We start from the raw sequence: 24,668 nt of genomic DNA, 5'->3' as shown, positions 1-24,668 counted from the left end.
ACAATGCGGCTTTCCTCGATCGGACACCGCCATGGCCATGCTTTGGGTCAAGACCTTTCATATCGTCTTCATCGCGTCCTGGTTCGCCGGACTGTTCTATCTGCCGCGCATTTTCGTGAATCTGGCGCAGCAATCGGACGCTTCCGTGCAGGCCACCCTGCTGGGCATGGCCCGCCGCCTGTACCGTTTCACCACCATTCTGGCCGTCGTCGCCATCGTGTTCGGCATGTGGCTGTATCTGGGTTATCGCATCGGCGTGGGCCCGGGTAACGGCTGGATGCACGCCAAACTCTTTTTCGTCTTGCTCGTCATCGGCTACCATCACGCCTGTGGCTTGATGCTGCGTAAATTCGAACAGGGCAAAAACACCCGTTCGCACAAGTTCTATCGCTGGTTCAACGAAGTTCCCGTCTTGCTGCTCTTGGTGGTGGTGGCGCTGGTCGTCGTCAAACCCTTCTGATTCCCCCTACCTTTGCACATTCGCCAGGATTCGTATGTCCTCTGATGAACAGGACCGCCCGCGCAAGACGCTGTCGATCAAAAAAACGGCGCGCGACGCCCACGCCGAAGAGGCGCCCAAGCGTGTCCGAGCTGGCGCACGCGCCCGGCTGGTCGCGCAGATTTCGCGCACCAAAGAAAACGTAGAACGCCAGAAAGACCCGGAAGGCTATCAACGCCGCCAGGAAGAAGAGGCGCGCCGCAAGCCCGGAGCGGGTGCGCGGGGACAGGCGCCTCGCGGCGGTCATTCTGAACGTGGCCAGTACGATCGCGGGCCGTCTGAGCGAGGTCAATCTGACCGCCGTTCGTCCGAACGCGGCCAGTACGATCGCAACCAGCCCAGTCGTGGCCCCAGCCGTGGCGCCGCTGACCGCAGCCCGACTGATCGCAGCCCGACCGATCGCCGCTCTGCGGATCGCGGCCCGTCCACGCGCAGCCGTTCCGACGACTCGCGCCGCGAGGCCCCCTCCAGCGCCCCCAGCGCGCGCTCGGGACGCCCGCCGCAACGCGCACCGCGCCTGCGCGACGACCAATACATCGCCCCCGCCACGCCCGACGGCCGCTTCTACGATCCGTTCGAAGAAGATGGCCCCGCGCCGGAATTCATGGCCGAGCCGGAACACCAGCACGAACCGGAAGCGCACACCGCCGACGAACGGGATTATTCCCGCGAGCGCACGCCCACGGTCGAGACCCGCAGCCGCCGTCCGCGCGAACCGCGCCAGGCGGAAGTGTTCACGGTGTTCGCCCCCTGCCCCCAAGGGCTGGAAGAGGCCTTGACCGCCGAAATGCAGGCGCTGGGCTATGACGACGCCAAGGCCGGCCGCGCGGGCTGCTCGTTTACCGCCGACTGGGCGGGCGTGCAGCGCGCGAATCTGTATTCGCGCCTGGCCACCCGCATCCTGGTGCAAGTCGCCCACGCCGAGATTTCGCACGAAGACGACATCCTGGACCTGGCTCGCGACACGCCCTGGGAACGCTGGTTTGGCGCGGAACAAACACTGCGCGTGGACACCTCGGCCATCAAGAGCCCGGTGCAAAGCCTGCAGTACTGCAATCTGCGCGCCAAAGACGGCATTTGCGACCGCCTGCGCGAACTGGAAGGCGAACGCCCCAGCATCGACACGGTGCGCCCCGACGCTCGCGTCCACCTGTTCCTGACGGGCCATACGGCCACGCTGTATCTGGACACGTCGGGCGAATCGCTGTTCAAGCGCGGCTGGCGTCTGGACAAGGGCGAGGCCCCGCTGCGCGAAAACCTGGCGGCCGGCATGCTGGCCCTGGCGGGCTGGGACCCGGCGGCGCCGCTCTTGGACCCGTTCTGCGGCTCGGGCACCATCCTGATCGAAGCGGCCTGGATTGCGCTGGGCGTGCCCCCGGGCATTTCGCGCCCGTTCGGCTTCGAGCGCCTGCGCGATCACGACGCCTACCGCTGGCGCGACCTGAAGGACGATGCCCGCTCGCGCATCCTGCCCCAGCTGGACGCCCCGCTGGTGGGTTACGACCTGGACCCGCAAGCCATCGAATTCGCCCAGAACAACGCCGAACGCGCGTGGCTGACGGCCGATTCGATCCGCTTTGAAGTGGGTGACGCCCGCGAGATCACGGCGCCCGCCGACCACGGCTGGATTGTCACCAATCCGCCCTATGGCGAACGCATGCTGACCGAGCAGGACGCCGAGCTGTGGCGTGATTGGGCCTCGTGCCTGAAGCGCAATTTCGCCGGCTGGCAGTTGCATGTCATCACCAGCGACCTGACCCTGCCCAATCAGATGCGCTTGAAGCCCAAGCGCCGCGTGCCGCTGCACAACGGCGCGCTGGACTGCCGCCTGTTCGGCTTCGAACTGGTCGCCGCCGGCTACCGCGACGCCTGATCGCACGCGCCCGGGGCGGTTTCTCCCCGGGCGCAGTCTCGACAAGCCTGTCCGCCCTCACGTTGTAAAAGCGCCGCAACATGGCGCCCGTATCTTTGCTTATGGTGCCCCGCCGCTCGGTTTTGGGGCATTATCAGCACCAAGGTGTTGCCAAGTTGCACCTGCTTGCACCTCCCGCTTGCACAGTTTCAGGGTAAACCCTATAATTCGGGTTATCCCTAGTAGCAAACAACTGTGCAAGCCCGTGGAGGCTAACGTGATCAACCCGAACAACACCATCCGCCTGACCGACGAACTCGAGCGCCAACTGATGCTCCAGGCTATTGAAGAACAATTCCGTCCGCATCCGATGCGGGCTCTGGCCGCAGGCCTGCGTAAGCTGGCCCACGGCGTCAAGGCCCTGGCTGGCAAGACGAGCGCCAAGAACGCGCACTCCGCAGCCTAAAGACAGGCCTGGGCCTTAAGCGCTAAGGTCCGAACGATTTTCCCCTTGGGGGCTGCATAGCCCCTTTTATAGACCCGCCCTTACCGGCGGGTTTTTTTTCGCCCCTCGGGAGCCACGTAGGGGCGCACCGTGGGGCGCCCTTTTCCCCGCCGGGCCGCCCCAAGGGGAAAAAGCCCCCTCGGGGGGCAGGAAGCCGCGTAGCGGCGCACCGTGGGGGCCCCCTTTTATTGGATAATGGCGTCCCATGACGACAGACGCCCTCGACCAGACCCCCAATCGGCTGCGCCGATTTGCCTGCATGATGTACGAAGCCGTGCTGCTGTTTGGCGTGGTGTTTCTTGCGGGCTATCTGTTGGATACGCTCACACAGAGCAAAAATGCGCTGGAACTGCGCTCGGCCCGGCAGGCGTGGCTGTTCGTGGCGATTGGCGCCTACTTCGTGCTGTGCTGGCGCCGGCGCGGGCAGACGCTGCCCATGAAGACCTGGAACATCCGGCTCGTTGACCGCGACGGCAACACCCCCGGCATCCCCCGCCTGATTCTGCGCTACGTGCTGGTCTGGCCGCTGGTGCTGGCAGGCGCTGCCGTGGTCTGGGGCGCCGCCAGCCTCACGGGCTGGGCGTCAATGGACATGTTCATCGTGGCCGCGCCCTTCACCATTTTCATCTGGTCGTGGTTCGACCCCGACGGCCAATTCCTGCACGACCGCTTGCTAGGCACCCGCCTGCGCAATGCGCCGCAGCGCCAGAAAGCGCGCTGATTGGCCAACCTTACACAGCACGTTACATCCCGAAAAAACCTGCGGCGAATTCGCTGGGGGCTTTCAGAAAGTTGAAAGTCGACCGCAAAGACAATGAGGCCCCTTTTAAACAGACGCCTCCAGACTCTCATGCGCGCTTTCCTTTCACGCCTGTCGCTGGCCGCCGCCAGCGCGCTTCTCTTTCTGCCCACTGGGGCCTGGGCGCAGAATGCGTCCGCCCAGCAAGAAATCGAATCCGCCATGAAAGCCGCTTTCGCCGCCGCCCAGCAAGGGCCGGCCGATGTGAAGCTGGGCGAGCAGGCGGTCGTGCACCTGCCGCAGAACATGTTCTTCGTGCCGCGCTTGCAGGCCGAACGGCTGATGCAAGCCTATGGCAATGGCAAAGACCCGTCGCTGCTGGGCGTCGTCATGCCCAAGAGCGACGATGATGACTGGGTCGTCACCGTCAATTTCGACAAGGCCGGCTACATCAAGGACGACGACGCCCGCAATTGGAACGTCAGCGAATTGCTGGACAGCCTGCGCGAAGGCACCGAGCAATCCAACGAAGAACGCAAGAAGCGCGGCTTCCCGGAGCTGAGCGTGGACGGCTGGGTCGAAGCGCCCAAGTACGACAGCAACACCCAGCGCCTGGTCTGGTCGGTGGCGGCCAAGCATAAGGGCGCGGGCGCGGAAGAAGACCCGACCGTGAACTACAACACCTACGCGCTCGGGCGCGACGGCTACATCACGCTGGACCTCATCACCCAGCAAAGCCTGGTGCCCAAGGACAAGACCGCGGTGCTGGCGCTGCTGGACAACCTGAACTACGTGGACGGCAAACGCTACGCGGACTTCGATTCGTCCACCGACAAGGTCGCGGAATATGGGCTGGCCGCGCTGGTGGCGGGGGTGGCCGCCAAGAAGCTTGGCCTGTTTGCGGTGATCGCCGCGTTCCTGGCGAAGTTCGCGAAGGTTGGCATTCTGGCCGCGGCTGCGCTGGGCGGCGGGCTGTGGAAGCGTCTGCGCGGCAAGAAGTCCGACCCGCAGCAACCCGGCTGATTCCAGCCCGTGACGGTGGCGGGGCGGGTGGCTGCCCTACCGTCACAACTGCGTCACGGAAGCTTCACACGCCCGTCATCGCCGGATGATTTCATCCTGAAGCATGACGACAGCCCACATGGAAGCGACCGTGAACGAAATCCGACCCGCGCACTGGCGTGCTCTCTGGATTTCCGATATTCACCTGGGCACTGCCGGGTGCAAGGCGGAATTCCTGCTCGATTTCCTGGACCACAACGATTCGGACACCCTATATCTGGTGGGCGACATTGTGGACGGCTGGCAATTGCGCAAGCATTGGCACTGGCCGCGGGCGCATAACGACGTCATCCAGCGCATTCTGCGCAAGGCGCGCAATGGAACACGGGTGGTGTTCATCCCCGGCAACCACGACGAATTCGCACGCGAGTTCGCGGGGTTTGCGTTTGGCGACATTGAAATCCTGGATGAAGACGTGCACGTCACCGCGAAAGGCCTGCGGCTGCTGGTGCTGCACGGGGATCAATTCGACGGCGTGATTCAGCACAGCCGCTGGCTGGCGCATCTGGGCGATGGGCTCTACCAGTTGGCTCTGTGGATTAACCACCATTTCAACCGGCTGCGCCACCGGCTGGGCATGCATTATTGGTCGCTATCGCAATACCTGAAGCACAAGGTGAAGAACGCGGTGTCGTTCATTACCGACTTCGAAGAAGCCCTGGCGGGCGAAGCGCGCCGGCGCGGGCTGGACGGCGTTGTGTGCGGCCACATCCACAAGGCCGAACTGCGCGACGTGGGCGGCATCCTCTATTGCAATGATGGCGATTGGGTGGAAAGCCTGTCGGCCCTGGCCGAAACCCACGACGGCCAGTTGCAGTTGCTGGACTGGGCCGCCATTCAGGCCGAACGGCAGACGGAACCCTCGGTCCGGCCGCCGCGTTCGCTGTCGTTGCCCGCCCTGCCCTCAGCGCTGCGCCGCCAAAGCAAACACCCGTGATAACCCGTATGCGTCCCCATTACGCAACGGGGATATTGCAGTTCACGGCCCTCTAGGTCATGCTTGCATCTGAGGCAACGGGCGAGCCGCCCCGTTCACGCAGCTGCAACATGCTTACAACATAGGGCCATGAACGACCAATATCAGGCGCTCTACCAATCATTCCGCTGGCTGGTTCCCACCCAGTTCAACATCGCGGATGCGTGCTGCCACCGCTGGGCATCCAGTAGTCCGGATGCGCGGCGCATTGCCATCTACTACGAAGATGAATCCGGCAACCGCGAGGTCTGGACCTATGCCCGCTTGGCGGAGGCCGTGAATCAGCTGGCCAACGGCCTGGTGAAGATGGGCGTGGGCCGCGGCGATCGGGTCGGTGTCGTTTTGGGGCAACGCCCTGAAACCGTCGTCGCCCACATGGCCATCTACACCGTCGGCGGCGTCGTGCTGCCCTTGTCGGCCTTGTTCGGCCCCGAGGCATTGGAAAGCCGCTTGCGAGACTCGGAAACACGCGTCGCCATCGTGGACCATGCCTCAAGCGCTAACCTGCTGGCCGTGAGCGACAACTGCCCCAATCTTCAGCAAGTGATCGGCATTGGTTTCGCGGACGAGCGCGTGTTGCCCTGGCGCAGCCTGCTTGCCCGTCAGCCCAGCGAATTCAAGGCCATCCCGACGCGTTCGTCCGACCCCGCCATCCTGCTCTATACCTCCGGCACAACGGGCGCCCCGAAAGGCGCCTTGTTGCCGCACAGCGTACTGATCGGCAACCTGCCCGGCTTCGTCGCTTCGCAAGACTGGTTCCCCAAGCCCGCTGACGTGTTCTGGTCGCCGGCCGACTGGGCCTGGACGGGCGGCATGATGGACGCGCTCTTGCCCACGCTGTATTTCGGCCATCCCATCGTCGGCACGCGCGGGCGCTTTTCTGCCGAGCGCGCCTTTGAGTTGATGGAGCGCTATCAGGTCACCAACACCTTCTTGTTCCCCACCGCGCTGAAGATGATGATGAAGGCGGTGCCGGAACCCCGCGGCCGCTACCAGCTGGCGCTGCGCTCCATCATGAGCGCGGGCGAAAGCGTGGGTGAAACCGTCTTTGAATGGTGCCAGTCAGCGCTCGGCGTGACGCCCAACGAAATGTTCGGCCAGACGGAAATGAACTACGTGGTGGGCAACAGCCAACGGCGCTGGCCCGCCCGGCCCGGCAGCATGGGCCGGCCCTATCCTGGCCACCAGGTGGCCGTGCTCAATGATGACGGCCAGCCTGTCGCCCCCGGAGAAATCGGCGAGATCGCCGTCAACCGGCTGGACATCCACGGCTTTCCCGACCCGGTGATGTTCCTGGGCTACTGGCGCAACGAAGCCGCCACCCAGGCCAAGTTCAAGGGCGATTGGTGCCTGACCGGTGATCTGGCCTCGGTGGATGCCGACGGCTACCTCTGGTACGCCGGCCGCGCCGACGACGTTTTCAAGTCGGCGGGCTACCGGATCGGCCCCGGAGAAATCGAAAGCTGCCTGATCGGGCATCCGGCGGTTGCCAACGCCGCGGTCGTGCCCAAGCCGGATGCCGAACGCGGCGCGCTGGTCAAAGCCTATGTGGTGCTGACGCCGGAGTTCGCCCATCGAGACCGGTCCGATGTGATCGAAAACTTGCAGGAACATGTGCGCGAGCGCCTGGCGCCGTACGAGTACCCGAAAGAGATCGAGTTCGTCGACGCGTTGCCGATGACCACCACCGGCAAGATCCAGCGCCGCATTCTGCGCCTGCGCGAAGAAGAACGCGCCCGCGCCATCGCGGCGGCGGCCCCGCCGCCCGTGTCCGAGCCGATGACGGCCGCGCCGGCGTCACCTTCCGGGCCCACTTCGGCGCCCACGCAGGGAGCCGCGCCGGGGGCCACGCCCCAGCCGGAACCTGCGGCTGCCCCCGCCCCGCCTGCGGTGACCGCCGTGGCCGACGACAACATTGAACCGGCCCCCAGAGGCCCTGAGCAGCAATCGGAGACGTAATGCCCATTTACCAGCTTGACGACCTGATCCCCCGCATCGACCCCGCCGCTTACGTGGCGGACAGTGCCGACATCATCGGCAATGTCACGCTGGAGGCAGGCGTCAGCATCTGGTCGCACGTGTCGATTCGGGGCGACAACGACGCCATCGTGATCCGCCATGGCACCAATATCCAGGAATCCAGCGTGCTGCATGTGGACAGCGGCTGTCCCATGACGATCGGCCCCAACGTCACCGTGGGCCACCAGGCCATGCTGCACGGCTGTACGATCCACGAAGGTGCGCTGGTGGGCATGCAGGCCATCGTGCTGAACAATGCGGTCATCGGCCGCAACTGCCTGATCGGCGCGGGCGCAATCATTCCCGAAGACCGGGTCATTCCCGACAACTCGCTGGTGATCGGCATTGGCAAGATCGTGCGCGAACTCTCGGAAGAAGAAATCGCCAATCTGCACAAGAACACCGCGCATTACGTGGCGCGGGGCCAACACTACAAGACGGCCCTGAAACGGCTGGCCTGATCCCCCCGGGCAATCGCCGAACCCCCTGCTGCCAGCAGGGGGAATAGGCGGCCTGATCGGCTAACATTCCGCTATGACCGATCAGCTTAAAAAATACCTCACCGAAGACCGCAGCGTCCGCATTCAGGCCGTGCGCCTTGACGCAACCTGGAAGGCCGTTCAGGCCAATCACGACTACCCGCCTGCCATCACCCACCTGCTGGGCGAACTGGTGGCCGCGTCCACGCTGCTGGCCGCCAACATCAAGTTTGATGGCTCGCTGGTGCTTCAGATCCAGGGCGACGGCCCCATCGCTTTGCTGGTGGTGGAATGCCGCTCTGACCTGAGCCTGCGCGCCACCGTCAAGGTGCGCGAAGGCCAGGACGTGCCGGCCGACGGCACCATGCAAAGCCTGCTGAACCCGGGCGGCAACGGCCGCTTCATCGTGGTGCTGGACCCGCAGCGCAAGCTGCCGGGCCAGCAGACCTATCAGGGCATCGTGCCGCTGGAAGGCGACACGGTGGCAGAGGCCCTGCAACACTACATGAAAGCGTCCGAGCAACTGGACACGCGCCTGTGGCTGGCGGCCGATGCCGACCATGCCGCCGGCATGCTGATCCAGCGCCTGCCCTTCCATGGCGGCACGGACGCCCCGCTGCTGACCGAACAGTCGGCCGCTGAAACCTGGGACCGCACCAACGCGCTGGCCAGCACCTTGAAGCGCGACGAGCTGCTGGAAGCCGATATCGACACGCTGATTCACCGCCTGTACTGGGAAGACACGCTGGTGGCCTTCGAGCCCGCGTCGGTGCGTTGGCACTGCCCGTGCACCCGCGAACGCGTGGCCAGCATGCTGCGCTCGCTGGGCGAAGAAGAAGTCAACAGCGTCCTGGCTGAACGCGGCCAGGTCGATGTGTCTTGCGACTTCTGTGGCAAGCCGTACAAGTTCGATGCCGTTGACTGCGCCGCCCTGTTCACGCCGAACCAACCGCCGCCGGACGACGCGCCCCCGACGGTGCACTGATTTCCCGCGTCCCGCCTCCTGGCGGGACGTTTTCATCCCTTCGGCTTATCCGTATCGACAGGCGGTCATGCCCGCGCCACACTGCGCAGCCATGACCGCCTTTTTCTTTGCCCGTTCCCGGCAGCGCGGCGCCGCCGCCCTCGAATTTGCCGTCGCCGGGGCCATGGTGCTACTGCTGGGATTGCTCGGCATCGAGGCCGCCCGCTGGCAAACCGTGCGTCAGATGGCGCATCAGGCGCTGATCGAAGCCGGCCGCGCGGGCGCCACCGCGCACGGGCATCCGGCACCTATGCGCGATGCATTTCTACAAGGATTGCTGCCGCTCTATGTCGGCCCGCAAGGGGAAGACGGGGCGCGCGCCCGGCTGAAGCTCGGCCACGCCGCATTGTCCGCAACAAGCGGCCTGACGCCGTGGCGAATCGAAATCCTTCAGCCCGACGCCCGCGCGTTTCGCGAACACGGCCGGGCCGATTTACGCGTACAAGCGGCGCCCGGCCGGCGCGCCATCGACAATGACTACCAAGACTTGCAGCACGTGCGCCGGCCGGCCAGGCCGGGCAGCGCGACCATCTTCGACGCCAACACGCTGACACTGCGGCTGACCTATCTGCACAAACCGTTGCTGCCGCCGATGCAAGCCGTGCTGGCCCTGCTCGCGCGAGCAGACGCCACCAGCTATGCCGGCCAGGCGCAGGCCAGGGGCTTATTGCCGATACAGCTGGAACTGGAAATGGAGATGCACACGCACCCGGTCGATTGGGCGGGGCTCAAGCCCATGCCACCGGGCATGGTGATCGGCGCCTGCCGCAAGATGCATTGCGGCGCAGGCCGAGGCTGACACCGAGGTCAGCTTTAGCGCTAGGGCTATGGCTAGTGCTAGTGCTAGTGCAAGTGCGAGGGCAAGTGCTAGTGCTAGTGCTAGTGCTAGTGCTAGGGCAAGTGCAAGTGCAAGTGCAAGTGCAAGCGCAATTGCAAGCGCTAGTGCCGGGTCGTGGCGTTGTTTGCCGAGTTGGCAGGGGGCTTGGGCGCCGTCGCCGCCGCGCGGCTGGCGGGTGGCTTGGCAGCCGGTGCGCTGGCACGCGCAGGCGTGGCAGGCGGCTTGGCGCCGGCATCGGTCGACAGCGTGGCGCCGGCTGCGGGCGGTTGCGTGTTTTGCGGCAGGATATGAACGAACACTTCACCGTCGCGCATCATGCCCAGCTCGCCACGGGCGCGCTCTTCAACCGCGCCAGAACCGCCTTCAAGGTCGCGCACTTCGGCTTCCAGCGCCGCATTGCGCGCGCGCAGGCCTTCGTTGGTCTCGCGCTGCTCGGCCACTTGGCGTTGCAGATCCCAGACCTTGAACCAGCCGCCCTTACCCAGCCACAGCGGGTATTGGATCAAGCCTACCAGCACGAACAGCACCAGGAACAACAGGCGCATACGCGAGAACCCTCAGAGCAGTCGTGGCGCGGATGCGGCCGCGGCGCCAGGCGCCGCAACCGCGCTTCCCATCAACGCAGGTTGTAGAAAGCTTCCAAGCCAGGATACGACGCCACTTCAGCCAGCTCTTCCTCGATACGCAGAAGCTGGTTGTACTTGGCCATACGATCCGAACGGGACAGCGAACCCGTCTTGATCTGCATGGCGTTGGTCGCCACGGCGATGTCGGCGATGGTGGAATCTTCGGTTTCGCCCGAACGGTGCGACACGACGGCGGTGTAGCCGGCGCGCTTGGCCATTTCGATGGCGGCGAAGGTTTCGGTCAGCGTGCCGATCTGGTTGATCTTGATCAGGATCGAGTTGGCGACGCCCTTCTGGATGCCTTCGCGCAGGATCTTGGTGTTGGTGACGAACAGGTCGTCGCCCACCAATTGCACCTTCTTGCCCAGTTGGTCGGTCAGCAGCTTCCAGCCGTCCCAATCGTTTTCGGCCATGCCGTCTTCGATGGAGATGATCGGGTACTTGTCGCACCACGTGGCCAGCAGGTTGGTGAACTCTTGCGAGGACAGCGAGATGCCGCCTTCGCCAGCCAGCGTGTACTTGCCGTCGCGGTAGAACTCCGAGCTGGCGCAATCCAGGCCCAGGGCGATCTGCGTGCCCGGCTCGTAGCCGGCTTCGGTGATGGCCTTCAGGATCAGCTGGATAGCCGCTTCATGGCTGGGCACGTTGGGGGCAAAGCCGCCTTCGTCGCCAACAGCCGTGGACATGCCCTGGCCGTGAATCAGCTTCTTCAGCATGTGGAAGACTTCAGCGCCCCAACGCAGGGCTTCGCGGAAGCTGCCTGCGCCCACCGGCAGAATCATCAGTTCTTGCAGGTCGAGCGTGTTGTTGGCGTGCGCACCGCCGTTGATGACGTTCATCATCGGCACGGGCATGCTCATGGGGCCGCTGCCGCCGAAATAGCGGTACAGCGACAGGCCGGATTCATCGGCGGCGGCGCGGGCCACGGCCATGCTGGCGGCCAGGATCGCGTTGGCGCCCAGGCGTTCCTTGGACTCGGTGCCATCCAGCTCGATCAGGGTGCGATCGACGAAGGTCTGTTCCTGGGCGTCCAGGCCCATCAGCGCTTCGGAGATTTCCGTGTTCAGGTTTTCAACGGCGCGCAGCACGCCCTTGCCCAGATAACGGTTCTTGTCACCGTCGCGCAGCTCGATGGCTTCGCGGGCGCCCGTGGATGCGCCGGACGGCACAGCCGCACGGCCCATGGCGCCGGATTCCAGCAGCACATCACATTCCACGGTGGGGTTGCCGCGCGAATCCAGAATCTCGCGGCCGATGATATCGACGATTGCACTCATGACTTTACATTCCCTGAACGATAAACATATTCATGACGGCCGCACCCTCGCGGGCATTGCGGGCGCGGCGGTACTGCCAGGAGTCGTAGAAGGCCTGGGCGGCGGCCATGGACGGAAACTCCATGACGACGGTGCGGCCAGGCTCACGGCCCTCAAGGTGCTTGGACTCTCCGCCTCGCACCAGGATCTTGGCATCGTACGCGCGCATGGCGAGCGTGGACAGACGCTTGTAGTCCTCGTATTGCGCGGGCTTGGTCACCGTGACGTCGGCGATGAGATAAGCACTCATGGGGTTCCTTCAGAGCAGTTGCGTTGGTTGGTATCTGATGCGTGATACGGCACGCCGGATACGGCAAAGCCGCCAGTGTCGCTCAAGGCGGCACGGCGACGCATATCCGATGCTAATTGGTTGTATCCGAAAGAAGCGCCGCCGTATAGGGCGGCGCTGGGCGAACGGCCCGCGGCCCCGAAGATCCGCTTACGGAACTCGAGACCGCAGACGGGCATTACGCCTCCTGACCGCGGCGAGACTTCTGCTCGATGGCGGCGCGGATATAGCTGGAGAACAACGGGTGGCCATCACGCGGCGTGGACGTGAACTCCGGGTGGAACTGCACACCCACAAACCACGGGTGGTCGGGCAGTTCCATCATTTCCGGCAGGTTCTCGGACGGCGTACGGGCGCTGATCACCATGCCGGCCTCTTCCAGGCGCGGCACGTAGACGTTGTTGACCTCGTAGCGGTGACGGTGACGCTCGTTCACTTCGTCGCCGTAGATGGTCTGCGCACGGGTGCCCGGCTTGATCGGCACGCGTTGCGCGCCCTTGCGCATGGTGCCGCCCAGGTCGGACGAGTTGTCGCGCTTTTCGACCTTGCCTTCGCGGTCCATCCATTCGGTGATCAGGGCCACCACGGGGTGCGGCGCCGACGGATCGAATTCCGTGCTGTTGGCTCCACCCAGACCGGCGACGTGGCGCGCGAACTCGATGACGGCCAGCTGCATGCCCAGGCAGATGCCCAGGTACGGCACGCCGTTTTCACGGGCGTAGCGGATGGCGGCGATCTTGCCCTCGGTGCCGCGCTTGCCGAAGCCGCCCGGAACCAGAATGGCGTCCAGGTGCTTCAGTTGGTCGGTGCCGCGGGTTTCGATGTCTTCCGAATCGATGTACTCGATGTTGATCTTCGAGCGCGTATGGATGCCGGCGTGGACCAGGGCTTCCGTCAGCGACTTGTACGATTCGGTCAGGTCGACGTACTTGCCGACCATGCCGATCGTCAGCTGGTGCTGCGGGTGCTCCAGGGCTTCGACCAGGTTGTCCCACATGGACAGATCAGCCGGCGGCGGGGTCAGGCCCAGCGCTTCGCAGACGATGTTGTCCACGCCTTGCTTGTGCAGCATGGCGGGAATCTTGTAGATCGAGTCGGCGTCCCAGACGGAAATGACCGCGTCCAGGGGCACGTTGGAGAACATCGAGATCTTGGCGCGCTCGTCGTCCGGGATGGGACGGTCGGCACGGCACAAGAGCGCGTTCGGATAGATACCGATTTCGCGCAGCTTCTGCACCGAGTGCTGCGTGGGCTTGGTCTTCAGTTCGCCGGCGGAGGCGATGAAGGGCACCAGCGTCAGATGCACAAAGGCAGCATTGTTGCGGCCCATGCGCAGGCTCATCTGGCGAGCAGCTTCCAGGAAAGGCAGGGATTCGATGTCACCCACGGTGCCGCCGATTTCAACAATCGCGACGTCCGTGTTGCCGTTCCAGCCGGCTTCGGCGCCACGGGCGATGAAGTCCTGGATTTCGTTGGTGATGTGCGGAATCACCTGGACAGTTTTGCCCAGGTAGTCGCCACGGCGCTCTTTGCGCAGCACCGATTCGTAAATCTGGCCGGTGGTGAAGTTGTTCACCTTGTGCATGCGAGCGGAAATGAAACGCTCGTAGTGGCCCAAGTCCAGATCGGTTTCGGCGCCGTCTTCCGTGACGAACACTTCACCGTGCTGGAAGGGGCTCATCGTGCCCGGATCGACGTTGATGTACGGGTCGAGCTTCAGCATGGTGACCTGCAAACCACGCGACTCGAGGATGGCGGCGAGCGACGCAGCGGCGATGCCCTTGCCCAGGGAAGACACCACTCCGCCGGTGACAAATACGTATTTGGTCATCGTAATGAGCACCCGGGACGAGCGGGCGCGTGCGGGAAATTTGGATTATAGCCGGGAGGCGAAGGTTATTTGGGTTTTCCCCTAGCGATGACGCGTAACATTTGGCAGCACTAGAAACGCAAGCACGGCCAGCCTGTTGCATGGCGCGCCCCAGCGCCGTGCTATGTTCGATCCCTATTTTTTTCGACTGCTGTTTTTTCTCAACACGCTTCGGACAATGTTGATGATCGATCCCGCCCGCCCCCCCTCCTCGCTTGCCTGGCGTCTGGCATTGACGGCAGTCATCGTGCGCGTGGCCTACGCCGCGCTGGTGCAAAGCTACTCGGTGTTCGGGCTGCCCCAGTCCGAGCTGCTGCGCGACATGTACAGCCAGCCGCAATTCCTGTTGCCGCTGCTGACCACCATTGCCGCGTCGACCGTCTTTGTCGGCTTGACCGTGTGGGGCGCCATGCACCGCTGGCTGCGGCAGCACGACACGCAGGCCGTGGACGAACCCCGCAAGCTCTTCGGCACCTTCATCGCCTTGCTGTTGCTCTACTCGTTGATCGTGTCGGCCGCCTCGGCGTACCTGCACAACGTGATGATGCAGTACGTCATGGAGCGCGCCGGCGGGGTGGGCAACTTCATTGCCATGGGGCTGTTCATCCGAGCCTTGACCATCGTCCTGGAAATTCTTGGCGCGTATCTCGTCGTGCGCATCGCCACGTGGACCGTGCAGCCTGCCGGCCCCGCCGGTGGTCCGGCGTATGAACAGCGCCACGCGGCCTGGAGCTCTGGGCTGACGGTACTGGGCTGGCAATTGAGTGTGTCGCTCGCCTTGGGCGGCTACCTGCAAATGCAGATGCTCAGCGCGGGCTGGCTGGAATACGCGCTGGGCTACCTGGCGCTGCCCGCCATCATCCTGGTGCTGTGCACGCAGGTCTGCCTGAAAATCCTGCCGCGACCGATCGGCGCCGCGCGCCAAGCGCGTGCGGTGGTCCACGGCACGCTGGCCTTCTGGCTGGCGCAGGTGCTGGGTGTCGGCATGGGCTTTTTGGCCATTCGAGCCATGAGCTTGGGCCAATTGATGCGCGTGGCGGAATCCAATGTGACGGCCGCCGTGACGCTGCTGGTATATGCCGCGCTGCTGGTGTTGGGCTGCTTGGTCGGAAAGCTGGCGCTTTACACCCCTTCCACCCGGCACGCTTCGGACCACTGAACACCGCACACAAAAAAGCCGCGCGCAAAACACAAAGGCCGCAGGCAAAGCACAAAGGCCGCGGGCAAAATTGCCCGCGGCCTTTTTTCATGCATTCACGCGCGTGATCAGATCGCTGCCGTGCGGCGCGCAAGCCAGGCCAGGGCCTCGCCTTCAACCAACGGCGACAGGCGTTCGAACACCGTCTTGTGATAGTCGTTCAGCCACGCGATTTCATCGGCGCGCATCAGCGACGGTTCAATGCAGCGCGTGTCGATCGGGCACAGCGTCAGCGTTTCGAAGCACAGGAATTCGCCCAGTTCGGACGTCAGCCAGCTGCGGTTGGCCACCAGGTTTTCGATACGCACGCCCCAACGGCCCGGACGATAGATGCCCGGTTCGTTCGACGTGATCATGCCCGGCTCCATCGCCGTGTGCGGGCCAGGCATCGCGCGATACGAAATGACTTGCGGGCCTTCGTGCACGTTCAGGAAGTAGCCCACGCCATGGCCCGTGCCGTGGCCATATTCCGCACCGCCTTCCCAGATGGGCGCACGCGCAATGGCGTCCAGCATCGGCGACGGGGTGCCGCGCGGGAACGACGCGCGCGACAGCGCGATCATGCCCTTGAGCACCAGCGTGAAGTCCACCTTCTGGTCGGCGCTGGGCGTGCCCACGGCGACGACGCGGGTGATGTCGGTGGTGCCGCCCTGGTACTGGCCGCCCGAATCGATCAGCAGCAGGCCATCGCCTTCAATCGTCGAATGGGATTCCGGCGTGGCGCGGTAATGCGGCATGGCGCCGTTGGCGTTGAAACCGGCGATGGTGGCAAAGCTGGGGCAGACATAGGCCGGACGGCGGGCGCGGGCGGCGGTGATCTGCTCGTCGATCGTCAGTTCGGTAATGGTCTCGTTGCCCAGCGCGCCTTCGAACCACGAAAAGAATTCACAGAGGGCCGCGCCGTCTTGCGCCATGGCCTGGCGCACGTGGGCCAGTTCCGCGTCGGTCTTGCGCGACTTGAACAAGGTAGACGGGTTGATGGCTTCAATGCGCGGCACCGCCGGGTCCATGGCATGGAACACGCCGCAGGTCACACGCGCCGGATCAATCAGCAGCTTCTGATCCAGCTCCAGCGAAGCCAGGGCATCGGCGGCCTGTGCATAGGCAGCCACTTCAACGCCATCGGCGGCCAGCGTGGCGCGCAAGGCGTCATCAATCTTGCCGTCGGCGACGAACAGCGTGGCGTGGTCCAGGCCGATCAGCGCATGGCCGACGAACACCGGGTTGTAGTCCACATCCGCGCCGCGCAGGTTCAGCAGCCAGGCGATGTCGTCCACCGTGCAGATGAAATGCACGTCGGCGCCCTGGGCGCGCATCGCGTCGCGCACTTGCGCCAGCTTGTCGGCACGCGTGACGCAGGCTTCGGGCGCAACGTGTTCGTAGATCTTCGCGTCAGGCAAGCCGGCGCGGTCGGCCCAGACTTCATCCAGCAAGTCTTCGCGGATTTCCAGCGTGGCGCCCGACTTGGCCGCCGCCGCCGACAAGGCGCGGAACGCGCCCAGGCCCAATACCTGGCCGTCGACGCCGATGACGTCGCCCGCGCGGGTGTTGGCAGCCAGCCAGTCGACATGGCCGGGGGTGGAGGCCAGCGCAATCTTCATCAGCTGCACGCCGGTGCCGGCCAGTTGCGCCTCGGCCTGCACCCAGTAGCGGCTATCCACCCACAAGCCGGCGAAATCAGCGGTGACGACCAGCGTGCCCACGGACCCCGTGAAGCCCGACAGCCAGCGCCGCCCTTGCCAGCGCGCCGGCAGATACTCGGACAGATGGGGGTCCGAAGACGGAACGATATAGGCGGACAGGCCGCGGCGGCTCATGGCCTGCCGCAATTGGGCAATACGGGCGTCGGTGCTAGACATGGGGGATGGAATCCTTAGCGCAACATGAAAGACATGGCGGCCAGGCTGTTCAGCGTGCGGACGGCCGACTGCATGCTATCCACGGTGAATCGCAAGGTGACGCCGTCCACGCGTTCCAGCGTGGGCCACATGCAGAACAGGTCGGCGAGCGCCGCACTCTGCGTCTGCAACCGGCATTCTATAGGGGCGGGAATGCGGAAAGGAATGGCTTTTCCGCCACTGGACTTGCCCGAGGCCGCTTTCAGGTTGCGGACGGCCGTTTCGGCGGCAGCGGCAATGGCGCGGCGAGACGCGGCGGGCGACAAGGTCACGCCGCTGCCTTGGCCATGGGCCACTTTGGTCTGCACCCATTCGGCGCCCGGGAACGTGTCGCGGGTTTCCGAGATGAATACGTCGTCACCCGTCGCCAAGATCACCGGCACGCCCATTTCACCCGCCAGCGCGCCGTACAGGCCCGCTTCGCCCAGTTCCATGCCGTTGATGAACACGCGCGCGAACGCGAAGCTGTTGATCGTGTGCGCCAGAATGCCGCGGCCTTGCGAGCGCGAGTGGTAGCCGATCATGAAGACGGCGTCGCAGCCCTCTTCCAGGCCGCCCATCATGCCCAGGTAGCGCGGCTTGCCCAGCACCAGGCGTGCGCGTTCGTCCAGGCCGTCGGGCAGCAGGTTGCGAAAGCCTCCGTGCGAGTCGTTGACCAGGATGTCTTCGGCGCCGCCGGCAATGGCGCCTTGCACGGCCGCGTTGGCCTCGGCGGTCATCCAGGCGCGGGCGCGCTCGTATTCGCCGTTGCCGGCGCGGACTTGTTCGGGGTGGAAGACGCCGGCGACGCCTTCGATATCGGTGGAAATCAGGATCTTCATGGGATCAGCCTTCGAGAGATTCAGAATGCAGTGTCAGACAGCCACTGACGCCATTGCGGCGCGGCGTCGCGAATGGCGGCGCGGTGATGGCCGTCTCGCCCCGTCACGCCATCGGCATGCCAGAGCGCGGAAATGATGGCCTGCTCGCAGGCCTCGGCGGCCGCTTCGAACAGGGGGTCGATACGGGTTTCGTGCAGCATCGCCAGTGCCGGCATGGGTTGCTCGGCCAATTGTGGGACGGTGTAGGCCGTGGAAAACGCCAGGGCGATGTCGCCGCTGCCGTGGCCGAACACGGAACCGGTGCGCGCCAGCCCTGCCCCGGCGCGCAGCGACAGCCGGCGCAGTTGGCGCGCATCCAGCGGCGCGTCGGTAGCCAGCAGCAAGATGATGGAGCCCTTCTCCGGCACGATCACCGCGTTCTCGCCTTGCTGCGCCAGGCTTTGGTCCAGCTTGCTGGCCAGCCGGCGTCCGAACGGGCGGCCCGCCACGGTCAGGTTGGGCAAGCGGCCGAAGTTGGCCAGCACCAGCGCGCCGACGGTGTATTCCAAACCGGGCTGGATCGACGCCACGCGAGACGCCGAACCGATACCGCCCTTGAATGAAAAGCACGACATGCCGCGCCCCGCCCCCACCGCGCCCTGCGCGAAGGGTTTGGCCGCATCGGCATAAGCGTCGGCGTAGTGCGATTCCTGCACCGCCAGCGCCTGGATGTCATTCAGATAGCCGTCATTGCATTCAAAGACCAGCGGGTTCACCGTCGCCATGCCGCGGCCGATGCCGGGGTTGGCCGCAAGCGCCTGGCGGATTTGCGCGTTGGCCACGGTCCCCACGCCAAACGTGTTGGTCAGTGCGATGGGCGTTTCCAGCACGCCCAATTCCTGTACCTGAATCAGGCCGGTGCTTTTGCCGAAACCGTTCAACACGGTTGCGGCGGCGGGCACCTTGTCCAGATACGGGTCGCCGGCGTGCGGGCGCACGACGGTGACGCCCGTCTGCTGCGCGCCGTCGGCCAGCGTGCTGTGCCCGACAGTGACATCGCCCACGTCGCAAATCGAATCCAGCGGACCCGACGGCAGCACGCCGATGCGGGGAAGGTCCAGCGCTTGTGTGTCCATGGTTTTCGCCAAGGTCCTTAATGCAAAACGCCGCCGCCCCGAGTCCGGGAGCGGCGGCTGGAAGGTGCTGCCCCTGCGCCGCGCCTGTCGGGCGGGCCGGGGGCGCCTATTACTTGCGATCGATCTTGGGATCGAGCGCGTCGCGCAAGCCGTCGCCCAACAGGTTGAATGCCAACACCGTCAGGAAGATCGCCAGCGCCGGGAAGATCGCCACGTGCGGGGCGATGACCATGTCGGCGCGCGCTTCGTTCAGCATCGCGCCCCACTCCGGCGTGGGAGGCGATGCGCCCATGCCCAGGAACGACAGGCTGGCGGCGGTGATGATCGACGTGCCGATACGCATCGTGCCGTACACCACGATCGGCGAGATCGTGCCGGGCAGGATGTGGCGCATGATGATGGTCCAGTCGGACGCGCCCACGCTCTTGACCGCTTCGACATACGTCATCTGCTTGATCGACAGCGTGTTGCCGCGAACCAGGCGGGCGAACGCCGGCACGCTGAAAACGGCCACGGCCACGATCACGTTGATCATGCTGGAGCCCAGGATGGCGACGACGCCAATGGCCAGCAGCATGCCTGGGAAGGCCAGCAGCACATCAGAGACGCGCATCGTGATGCGTTCCCACCAGCCTTCGTAGTAACCGGCCATCAAGCCCATGAAGGTGCCGACGATGGCGCCCATGGCCACCGACAGGAAGCCCGCAGCCAGCGAGATCCGCGCGCCCATCACGATGCGGCTGAAGATGTCGCGGCCCAGCGAGTCCACGCCCAGCCAGTGCGTCAGTGACGGCCCGGCGTTCAGCGCGTCATAGTCGAAGAAGTTCTCGGCGTCGAACGGCACGATCCAGGGCGCGAAGACCGCGACCACGACCAGCAGCAGGACGAAGAGCCCTGCGCCCACGGCCAGCTTCTGCTTCTTGAATTTGCGCCAGAACTCGGTGGCGGGCGTGCGCACATCGTTCTTCGGAACGGCGGCGATGGTCGTGGCGGGTGTCGTATTGCTCATGGCCGCCTCACTTATAACGGATGCTGGGATTGATGACGCCATAGAGCACGTCGACAATCAGGTTGATCAGGATGAATTCCAGCGAGAACAGCAGCACCAGGCCCTGAATCACCGGATAGTCGCGCTGGGTCACGGCGTCCACCAGCAGGCGGCCAAGGCCGGGCCAGTTGAACACGGTCTCGACCACGATCGAGCCGCCCAGCAGGAAGCCGAACTGCAAGCCCATCATGGTCACGACGGGAATCAGCGCGTTGCGCAACGCGTGCTTGATGATGACGCGGCGCTCAGTCAGGCCCTTGGCGCGCGCTGTGCGCACGAAGTCTTCCTGAATGACTTCCACAAACGATGCCCGCGTGAATCGCGCCATCACGGCGGCCACCGCGGCGCCCAGGGTGATGGACGGCAGTATGTAGTGTTGCCAGGTCGAGGCGCCCACCGTGGGCAACCAGCCCAGGTTCACGGAGAACACCTGCATCAGCATCATGCCCAGCGCGAATGCGGGGAAAGAAATACCTGACACCGCCAGGGTCATGCCAAGCCGGTCGGGCCAGCGATTGCGCCAGACCGCCGACACGATCCCGATGATCATGCCGAACGACACGGACCACACCATACTGGCGAGCGTCAGCCACAAGGTGGGCATGAAGCGGTCGGAAATCTCGGTCGAGACGGGGCGCTTGGTACGCAAGGACGTACCCAGGTCGCCTTGCAGCATGTGGCTGAAGTAGCGCACGAACTGCTGCGGCAGGGGCAGATCCAGCCCAAGTTCCTTGCGCACGAGCTCAACGGTTTGCTGGTCGGCTTCCTGGCCCGCGGCCAGTCGCGCCGGGTCGCCCGGAAGCATGTGCACAAACAGGAACACGACCACGGCTACCAGCAGCAGCGTGGGGATCATGCCCAGAAGACGTTTGACGATGTAGGTCAGCATTGAAATTCCTGCAACATCGGCGGGGACACCGCGCCCCCGCCGTATGTGGCCTTACAAGGGCCCGAAGGCCCTGAGAGTGACTGCTAGGTTTACTGCTTCAGGTCGATGTCGCCGAACCAGAACGAGGTGTCCGGTTCCACATACACGCCCGACAGGTTCTTCGACTTCACGTACAGGTTGTTCTGGGTCACCAGGAAGGCCCACGGGGCGTCCTTCCAGATGGTTTCCTGAACGGTCTTGTAGATTTCAGTCTTCTTGGCGCGATCGGTCGTGGCCAGGGCTTCCTGGATGCCGTCGTCCACCGACTTGTTCGAGTAGTACGACACGTTGTTCAGCACCGGCGGGAAAGCGGCGGTGGTCAGCAACGGACGCAGGCCCCAGTCGGCTTCACCGGTCGAGGACGACCAGCCGGCGTAGTACATGCGGACCTTGGCGTCTTCAGGCTTTTGCACCTGTTGAACGCGCTGCACGCGTTGGCCCGATTCCAGCACTTCCACTTGGACCTTGATGCCGACTTGCGACAGCTGCTGTTGCAGGAACTGAACCACCTTCACCGAGGTGCCGTCGTTATAGGCGGACCACAGTTGGCTTTCGAAGCCGTTCGGGTAGCCGGCTTCAGCCAGCAGGGCCTTGGCCTTCTTGATGTCGTACGGCCACGGGCCGGTCTTGTGTGCGAAGTCCACGCCGGTCGGCACGACGCCGTCAACGACGGTGGCGTAGCCCGAGAAAGCGACCTTGGCCAGGGCTTCCTTGTTGATGGCGTAGTTGATGGCTTCACGCACCTTCGGGTTGTCGAACGGCTTTTGCTGCGTGTTCATCGACAGGTAGCGGGCCATGATCGAGTTCTTGTGATCGACCACGTCCAGCTTGTCGTTCTTGGACAGCACGGCGGCTTGTTCGAACGGCACCGGGAAAGCAAACTGCGCTTCGCCCGTTTGCACCACGGCGGCGCGCGTGTTGTTGTCGGTCACGGTACGGAAGGTCAGCGTGTCGACCTTCGGGTAGCCCTTCTTCCAGTAGCCGTCGAACTTCTTGACCTTCAGGTATTCAGCCGGCTTCCATTCGACGAATTCGAACGGGCCCGTACCCACCGGGTGGAAACCGATTTCCTTGCCGTACTTGGCCAGGGCTGCCGGCGAGATCATCATGGCGGCCGGGTGGGCCAGCGCGTTGATGAAGGCCGAGAACGGCTTCTTCAGCGTGATCTTGATGGTCATCGGGTCGACCACTTCGGTCTTGTCGATGACGCTGAACTGGATGTAGCGCGACAGGCGGTTTTCCGGGTTGGCCGGACGATCGAAGTTGATCTTGACCGCTTCAGCGTTGAAGTCGGTGCCGTCGTGGAACTTCACGCCGGGACGCAGCTTGAACGTGTAGACCAAGCCGTCTTCGCTGACGGTGTAGTCGGTGGCCAGCACCTTCTGAACCTTCAGGTCCTTGTCGAATTCGAACAGGCCTTCGTAGTAGGCCTTGCCCGCGGCTTGGTTCAGCGTGCTGTTGGTGTTGTACGGATCGAGCGTTTCCAGTGCGATGGAGACGGCAAACGTCACGTCCTTGGCAGCATGCGCCAGCGGCGAAGTGAGCACGCCGAAGGCCACCGCAGCGGCGGCCATCAGCTTGGTGGGGCGCAGAACTTTCATCATTGCAACTCCTGGTTCCAGAATGGAATTAGGGGGTTTGGTGGAAGAAAAACAAGTACGACAACGGACTCAATACGCGCCGCCGACCGGATGACGGGCGACGAAGTGATCGGTTCCAACCTGCACCAGCGGCTGCACCACCGGCTCGTCGCCGAGCTTGCGGATCGGGCTGGGGATTTCATCGGACAACAAGGTGCGCTTCAGATGGCGGCGTGCCGGATCGGCGATCGGCACGGCCGACATCAGCTTCTTGGTGTACGGGTGCTGCGGGTTCTCAAAGATGGCGCGGCGCGGGCCGATCTCAACGATCTGGCCCAGGTACATCACGGCCACGCGATGGCTGACGCGTTCAACCACGGCCATATCGTGCGAGATGAACAGGAACGAAATGCCCATGTCGCGTTGCAGGTCGATCAGCAGGTTCACGATCTGCGCCTGAATCGACACGTCCAGCGCCGACACGGATTCGTCCGCGATCACCACCTTCGGGTTCAGGGCAAGCGCGCGCGCGATGCAGATGCGCTGGCGCTGGCCACCCGAGAATTCATGCGGATAGCGCTGCGCCATTTCCGGCGGCAGGCCCACGCGCTCCAGCAATTCAGCCACGCGGCGTTCGGCATCGCGGCCCTTGGCCACGCCGTGCACCAGCAGCGGCTCCATGATGGAGAAGCCAACGGTGACGCGCGGGTCCAGCGATGCGAACGGGTCCTGGAACACGAATTGAATATCGCGGCGCAGGGATTGCAGTTCGTTGTTCTTCAGGCGCACGATGTCACGGCCGCCGAACTTGATCTCGCCGCCCTGGCTGTTCACCAGACGCAGCAGCGAACGGCCGGTCGTGGACTTGCCGCAACCCGATTCGCCCACCAGCGACAGCGTTTCGCCCGGGTACAGATCAAAGCTGACCTGCTCCACGGCGTGCACGCGGCGCTGCACGCGGCTCAGAATGCCGCCGCGCAGATCAAAACGGGTCACCAGATTACGCACGCTCAGGATCGGTTCGCGCTTGGCGGCCGGCACTTCCTGCGTGCTGGTGATGCCGGGTTCCGCCACGGGCTGAACCTGGCCTTCCACTTGCAGCAGCGGGAAGCGCGCGGGCAGATCGGTGCCTTCCATGGCGCCCAGCTTCGGTACGGCCGACAGCAGCGCCTTGGTGTAGGTGTGCTGCGGCGCCGAGAACACTTGTTCAGACGGGCCTTCTTCAACCTTGTCGCCGCGGTACATGACCAGCACGCGGTCGGCCACTTCAGCCACCACGCCCATGTCGTGGGTGATGAACACCACGCCCATGTGCATTTCTTCTTGCAGCTGACGGATCAGTTGCAGAATCTGCGCCTGGATGGTGACGTCGAGCGCGGTGGTGGGTTCGTCAGCGATCAGCAACGCCGGCTTGCAGGCCAGCGCCATCGCGATCATCACGCGCTGGCGCATGCCGCCCGACAGTTGATGCGGGTAGCGGTCCAGCACCGACTTGGCTTCCGGGATGCGCACTTGTTCCAGCATGCGCAGCGCTTCGGCGCGCGCGGCGGCGGCATCCTTGCCCTGGTGCTGACGGATCGATTCGGCGATCTGGTCGCCGGCCGTGAACACCGGGTTCAAGGAGGTCATCGGCTCCTGGAAAATCATGGCCATGTCGGCGCCGCGCACATTGCGCATGACGCGTTGGCTGGAACCGACCAGGTCGATCACGGAGCCGTTGCGCCGGCGCAGAGCCATGCGGCCCTGGGCGATGCGGCCGCCGCCATGTTCCACCAGACGCATGAGAGCCAGGGACGTCACCGACTTGCCCGAACCCGATTCGCCCACGATGGCCAGGGTTTCACCCCGGTCCACATGGAACGACAKGTTGCGCACGGCTTCGACCGTACGCTCCGACCCTACGAAGCGCACCGTCAGGTCGTCGACCTGGACCACGCGGTTTTCCGGCAGCGCCAGGCTGTTTGCGCGATCAACCATCTCTTTTCA

Annotated in this window: 21 protein-coding genes and 1 pseudogene; 11 read left to right on the top strand and 11 right to left on the bottom strand. The window is 64.4% G+C overall.

The features are described from left to right. Positions 1 to 31: 31 nt before the first annotated feature. The 10 genes and pseudogenes from AC1DB0_RS05610 to AC1DB0_RS05565 all read left to right on the top strand — a co-directional run bounded on the left by AC1DB0_RS05610 (position 32) and on the right by AC1DB0_RS05565 (position 9,954). Positions 32 to 460 carry a CopD family protein gene (locus tag AC1DB0_RS05610; protein ID WP_006218118.1) on the top strand — a complete coding sequence of 143 codons (429 nt, stop codon included), beginning with the start codon at positions 32 to 34 and terminating at the stop codon, positions 458 to 460. A gap of 556 nt (positions 461 to 1,016) precedes the next feature. Continuing rightward, positions 1,017 to 2,372 carry a THUMP domain-containing class I SAM-dependent RNA methyltransferase gene (locus AC1DB0_RS05605; protein WP_476758637.1) on the top strand — a complete coding sequence of 452 codons (1,356 nt, stop codon included), beginning with the start codon at positions 1,017 to 1,019 and terminating at the stop codon, positions 2,370 to 2,372. A gap of 256 nt (positions 2,373 to 2,628) precedes the next feature. After that, positions 2,629 to 2,817: a hypothetical protein gene (locus AC1DB0_RS05600; RefSeq protein ID WP_035212795.1), complete on the top strand. Its 189-nt coding sequence runs from the start codon at positions 2,629 to 2,631 to the stop codon at positions 2,815 to 2,817. Between the two features lie 244 nt (positions 2,818 to 3,061). Next, the gene (locus AC1DB0_RS05595) at positions 3,062 to 3,577 is read left to right on the top strand and encodes an RDD family protein (RefSeq protein ID WP_054423913.1); all 516 of its coding nucleotides are present in this window, start codon (positions 3,062 to 3,064) and stop codon (positions 3,575 to 3,577) included. 129 nt (positions 3,578 to 3,706) lie between these two features. Continuing rightward, entirely contained in the window at positions 3,707 to 4,618 is a 912-nt protein-coding gene (locus tag AC1DB0_RS05590) for a DUF2167 domain-containing protein (protein ID WP_476757679.1), read from the top strand. Between the two features lie 103 nt (positions 4,619 to 4,721). Beyond that, the gene (locus tag AC1DB0_RS05585) at positions 4,722 to 5,594 is read left to right on the top strand and encodes a UDP-2,3-diacylglucosamine diphosphatase (RefSeq protein ID WP_156336610.1); all 873 of its coding nucleotides are present in this window, start codon (positions 4,722 to 4,724) and stop codon (positions 5,592 to 5,594) included. A 129-nt stretch (positions 5,595 to 5,723) separates the two neighbouring features. Continuing rightward, a pseudogene (locus AC1DB0_RS05580) lies at positions 5,724 to 7,370 on the top strand (acetate--CoA ligase); the annotation flags it as partial. 221 nt (positions 7,371 to 7,591) lie between these two features. Continuing rightward, the gene (locus tag AC1DB0_RS05575; RefSeq protein ID WP_054423916.1) at positions 7,592 to 8,113 is read left to right on the top strand and encodes a gamma carbonic anhydrase family protein; all 522 of its coding nucleotides are present in this window, start codon (positions 7,592 to 7,594) and stop codon (positions 8,111 to 8,113) included. Between the two features lie 73 nt (positions 8,114 to 8,186). After that, positions 8,187 to 9,116: an Hsp33 family molecular chaperone HslO gene (gene hslO, locus AC1DB0_RS05570; RefSeq protein WP_175169630.1), complete on the top strand. Its 930-nt coding sequence runs from the start codon at positions 8,187 to 8,189 to the stop codon at positions 9,114 to 9,116. 91 nt (positions 9,117 to 9,207) lie between these two features. Further along, the gene (locus AC1DB0_RS05565; RefSeq protein ID WP_476757680.1) at positions 9,208 to 9,954 is read left to right on the top strand and encodes a TadE/TadG family type IV pilus assembly protein; all 747 of its coding nucleotides are present in this window, start codon (positions 9,208 to 9,210) and stop codon (positions 9,952 to 9,954) included. A gap of 140 nt (positions 9,955 to 10,094) precedes the next feature. Here the strand turns inward: AC1DB0_RS05565 and ftsB are convergent, their stop codons facing one another. From ftsB to AC1DB0_RS05545, 4 genes are all read right to left on the bottom strand, one after another. Continuing rightward, positions 10,095 to 10,538, bottom strand: a complete 444-nt coding sequence (gene ftsB / locus AC1DB0_RS05560; RefSeq protein WP_175169628.1) for a cell division protein FtsB — start codon at positions 10,536 to 10,538, stop codon at positions 10,095 to 10,097. Between the two features lie 71 nt (positions 10,539 to 10,609). Next, a complete protein-coding gene (eno, locus tag AC1DB0_RS05555) occupies positions 10,610 to 11,896 on the bottom strand; it encodes a phosphopyruvate hydratase (RefSeq protein WP_054423924.1) in 1,287 nt (428 codons plus the stop codon). Between the two features lie 4 nt (positions 11,897 to 11,900). Next, positions 11,901 to 12,185: a DUF1330 domain-containing protein gene (locus AC1DB0_RS05550; protein ID WP_006223888.1), complete on the bottom strand. Its 285-nt coding sequence runs from the start codon at positions 12,183 to 12,185 to the stop codon at positions 11,901 to 11,903. 217 nt (positions 12,186 to 12,402) lie between these two features. Beyond that, the gene (locus AC1DB0_RS05545) at positions 12,403 to 14,055 is read right to left on the bottom strand and encodes a CTP synthase (protein WP_175169627.1); all 1,653 of its coding nucleotides are present in this window, start codon (positions 14,053 to 14,055) and stop codon (positions 12,403 to 12,405) included. Positions 14,056 to 14,278: 223 nt separating this feature from the next. On the opposite strand from AC1DB0_RS05545, the gene AC1DB0_RS05540 reads away from it, so the two are divergent. Further along, complete coding sequence (locus AC1DB0_RS05540) at positions 14,279 to 15,253, top strand: hypothetical protein (RefSeq protein WP_476757682.1); 975 nt, start codon at positions 14,279 to 14,281, stop codon at positions 15,251 to 15,253. Positions 15,254 to 15,360: 107 nt separating this feature from the next. Here AC1DB0_RS05540 and AC1DB0_RS05535 read toward each other — a convergent pair whose 3' ends face one another. The 7 genes from AC1DB0_RS05535 to AC1DB0_RS05505 all read right to left on the bottom strand — a co-directional run bounded on the left by AC1DB0_RS05535 (position 15,361) and on the right by AC1DB0_RS05505 (position 24,659). Next, positions 15,361 to 17,151: an aminopeptidase P family protein gene (locus AC1DB0_RS05535; protein ID WP_476757683.1), complete on the bottom strand. Its 1,791-nt coding sequence runs from the start codon at positions 17,149 to 17,151 to the stop codon at positions 15,361 to 15,363. Between the two features lie 14 nt (positions 17,152 to 17,165). Next, the gene (locus AC1DB0_RS05530; RefSeq protein WP_175169624.1) at positions 17,166 to 18,011 is read right to left on the bottom strand and encodes a M55 family metallopeptidase; all 846 of its coding nucleotides are present in this window, start codon (positions 18,009 to 18,011) and stop codon (positions 17,166 to 17,168) included. Between the two features lie 20 nt (positions 18,012 to 18,031). After that, positions 18,032 to 19,126, bottom strand: coding sequence for a DmpA family aminopeptidase (locus AC1DB0_RS05525; RefSeq protein ID WP_476757684.1), 1,095 nt, complete (start codon positions 19,124 to 19,126; stop codon positions 18,032 to 18,034). A gap of 109 nt (positions 19,127 to 19,235) precedes the next feature. Next, the gene (gsiD, locus tag AC1DB0_RS05520) at positions 19,236 to 20,135 is read right to left on the bottom strand and encodes a glutathione ABC transporter permease GsiD (protein ID WP_054423934.1); all 900 of its coding nucleotides are present in this window, start codon (positions 20,133 to 20,135) and stop codon (positions 19,236 to 19,238) included. A gap of 7 nt (positions 20,136 to 20,142) precedes the next feature. Beyond that, positions 20,143 to 21,063: a glutathione ABC transporter permease GsiC gene (gene gsiC, locus AC1DB0_RS05515; RefSeq protein WP_054423936.1), complete on the bottom strand. Its 921-nt coding sequence runs from the start codon at positions 21,061 to 21,063 to the stop codon at positions 20,143 to 20,145. Positions 21,064 to 21,152: 89 nt separating this feature from the next. Then, complete coding sequence (gsiB, locus tag AC1DB0_RS05510) at positions 21,153 to 22,706, bottom strand: glutathione ABC transporter substrate-binding protein GsiB (RefSeq protein WP_054423938.1); 1,554 nt, start codon at positions 22,704 to 22,706, stop codon at positions 21,153 to 21,155. Positions 22,707 to 22,772: 66 nt separating this feature from the next. Further along, a complete protein-coding gene (locus AC1DB0_RS05505; RefSeq protein WP_476758618.1) occupies positions 22,773 to 24,659 on the bottom strand; it encodes a dipeptide ABC transporter ATP-binding protein in 1,887 nt (628 codons plus the stop codon). Between the last annotated feature and the right edge of the window lie 9 nt (positions 24,660 to 24,668).

It is taken from the genome of Achromobacter sp. 10T422 (assembly GCF_056394065.1).
The sequence above is the reverse complement of the archived record's forward strand: the minus strand, read 5'-3'. Positions and strand labels throughout refer to the sequence as shown.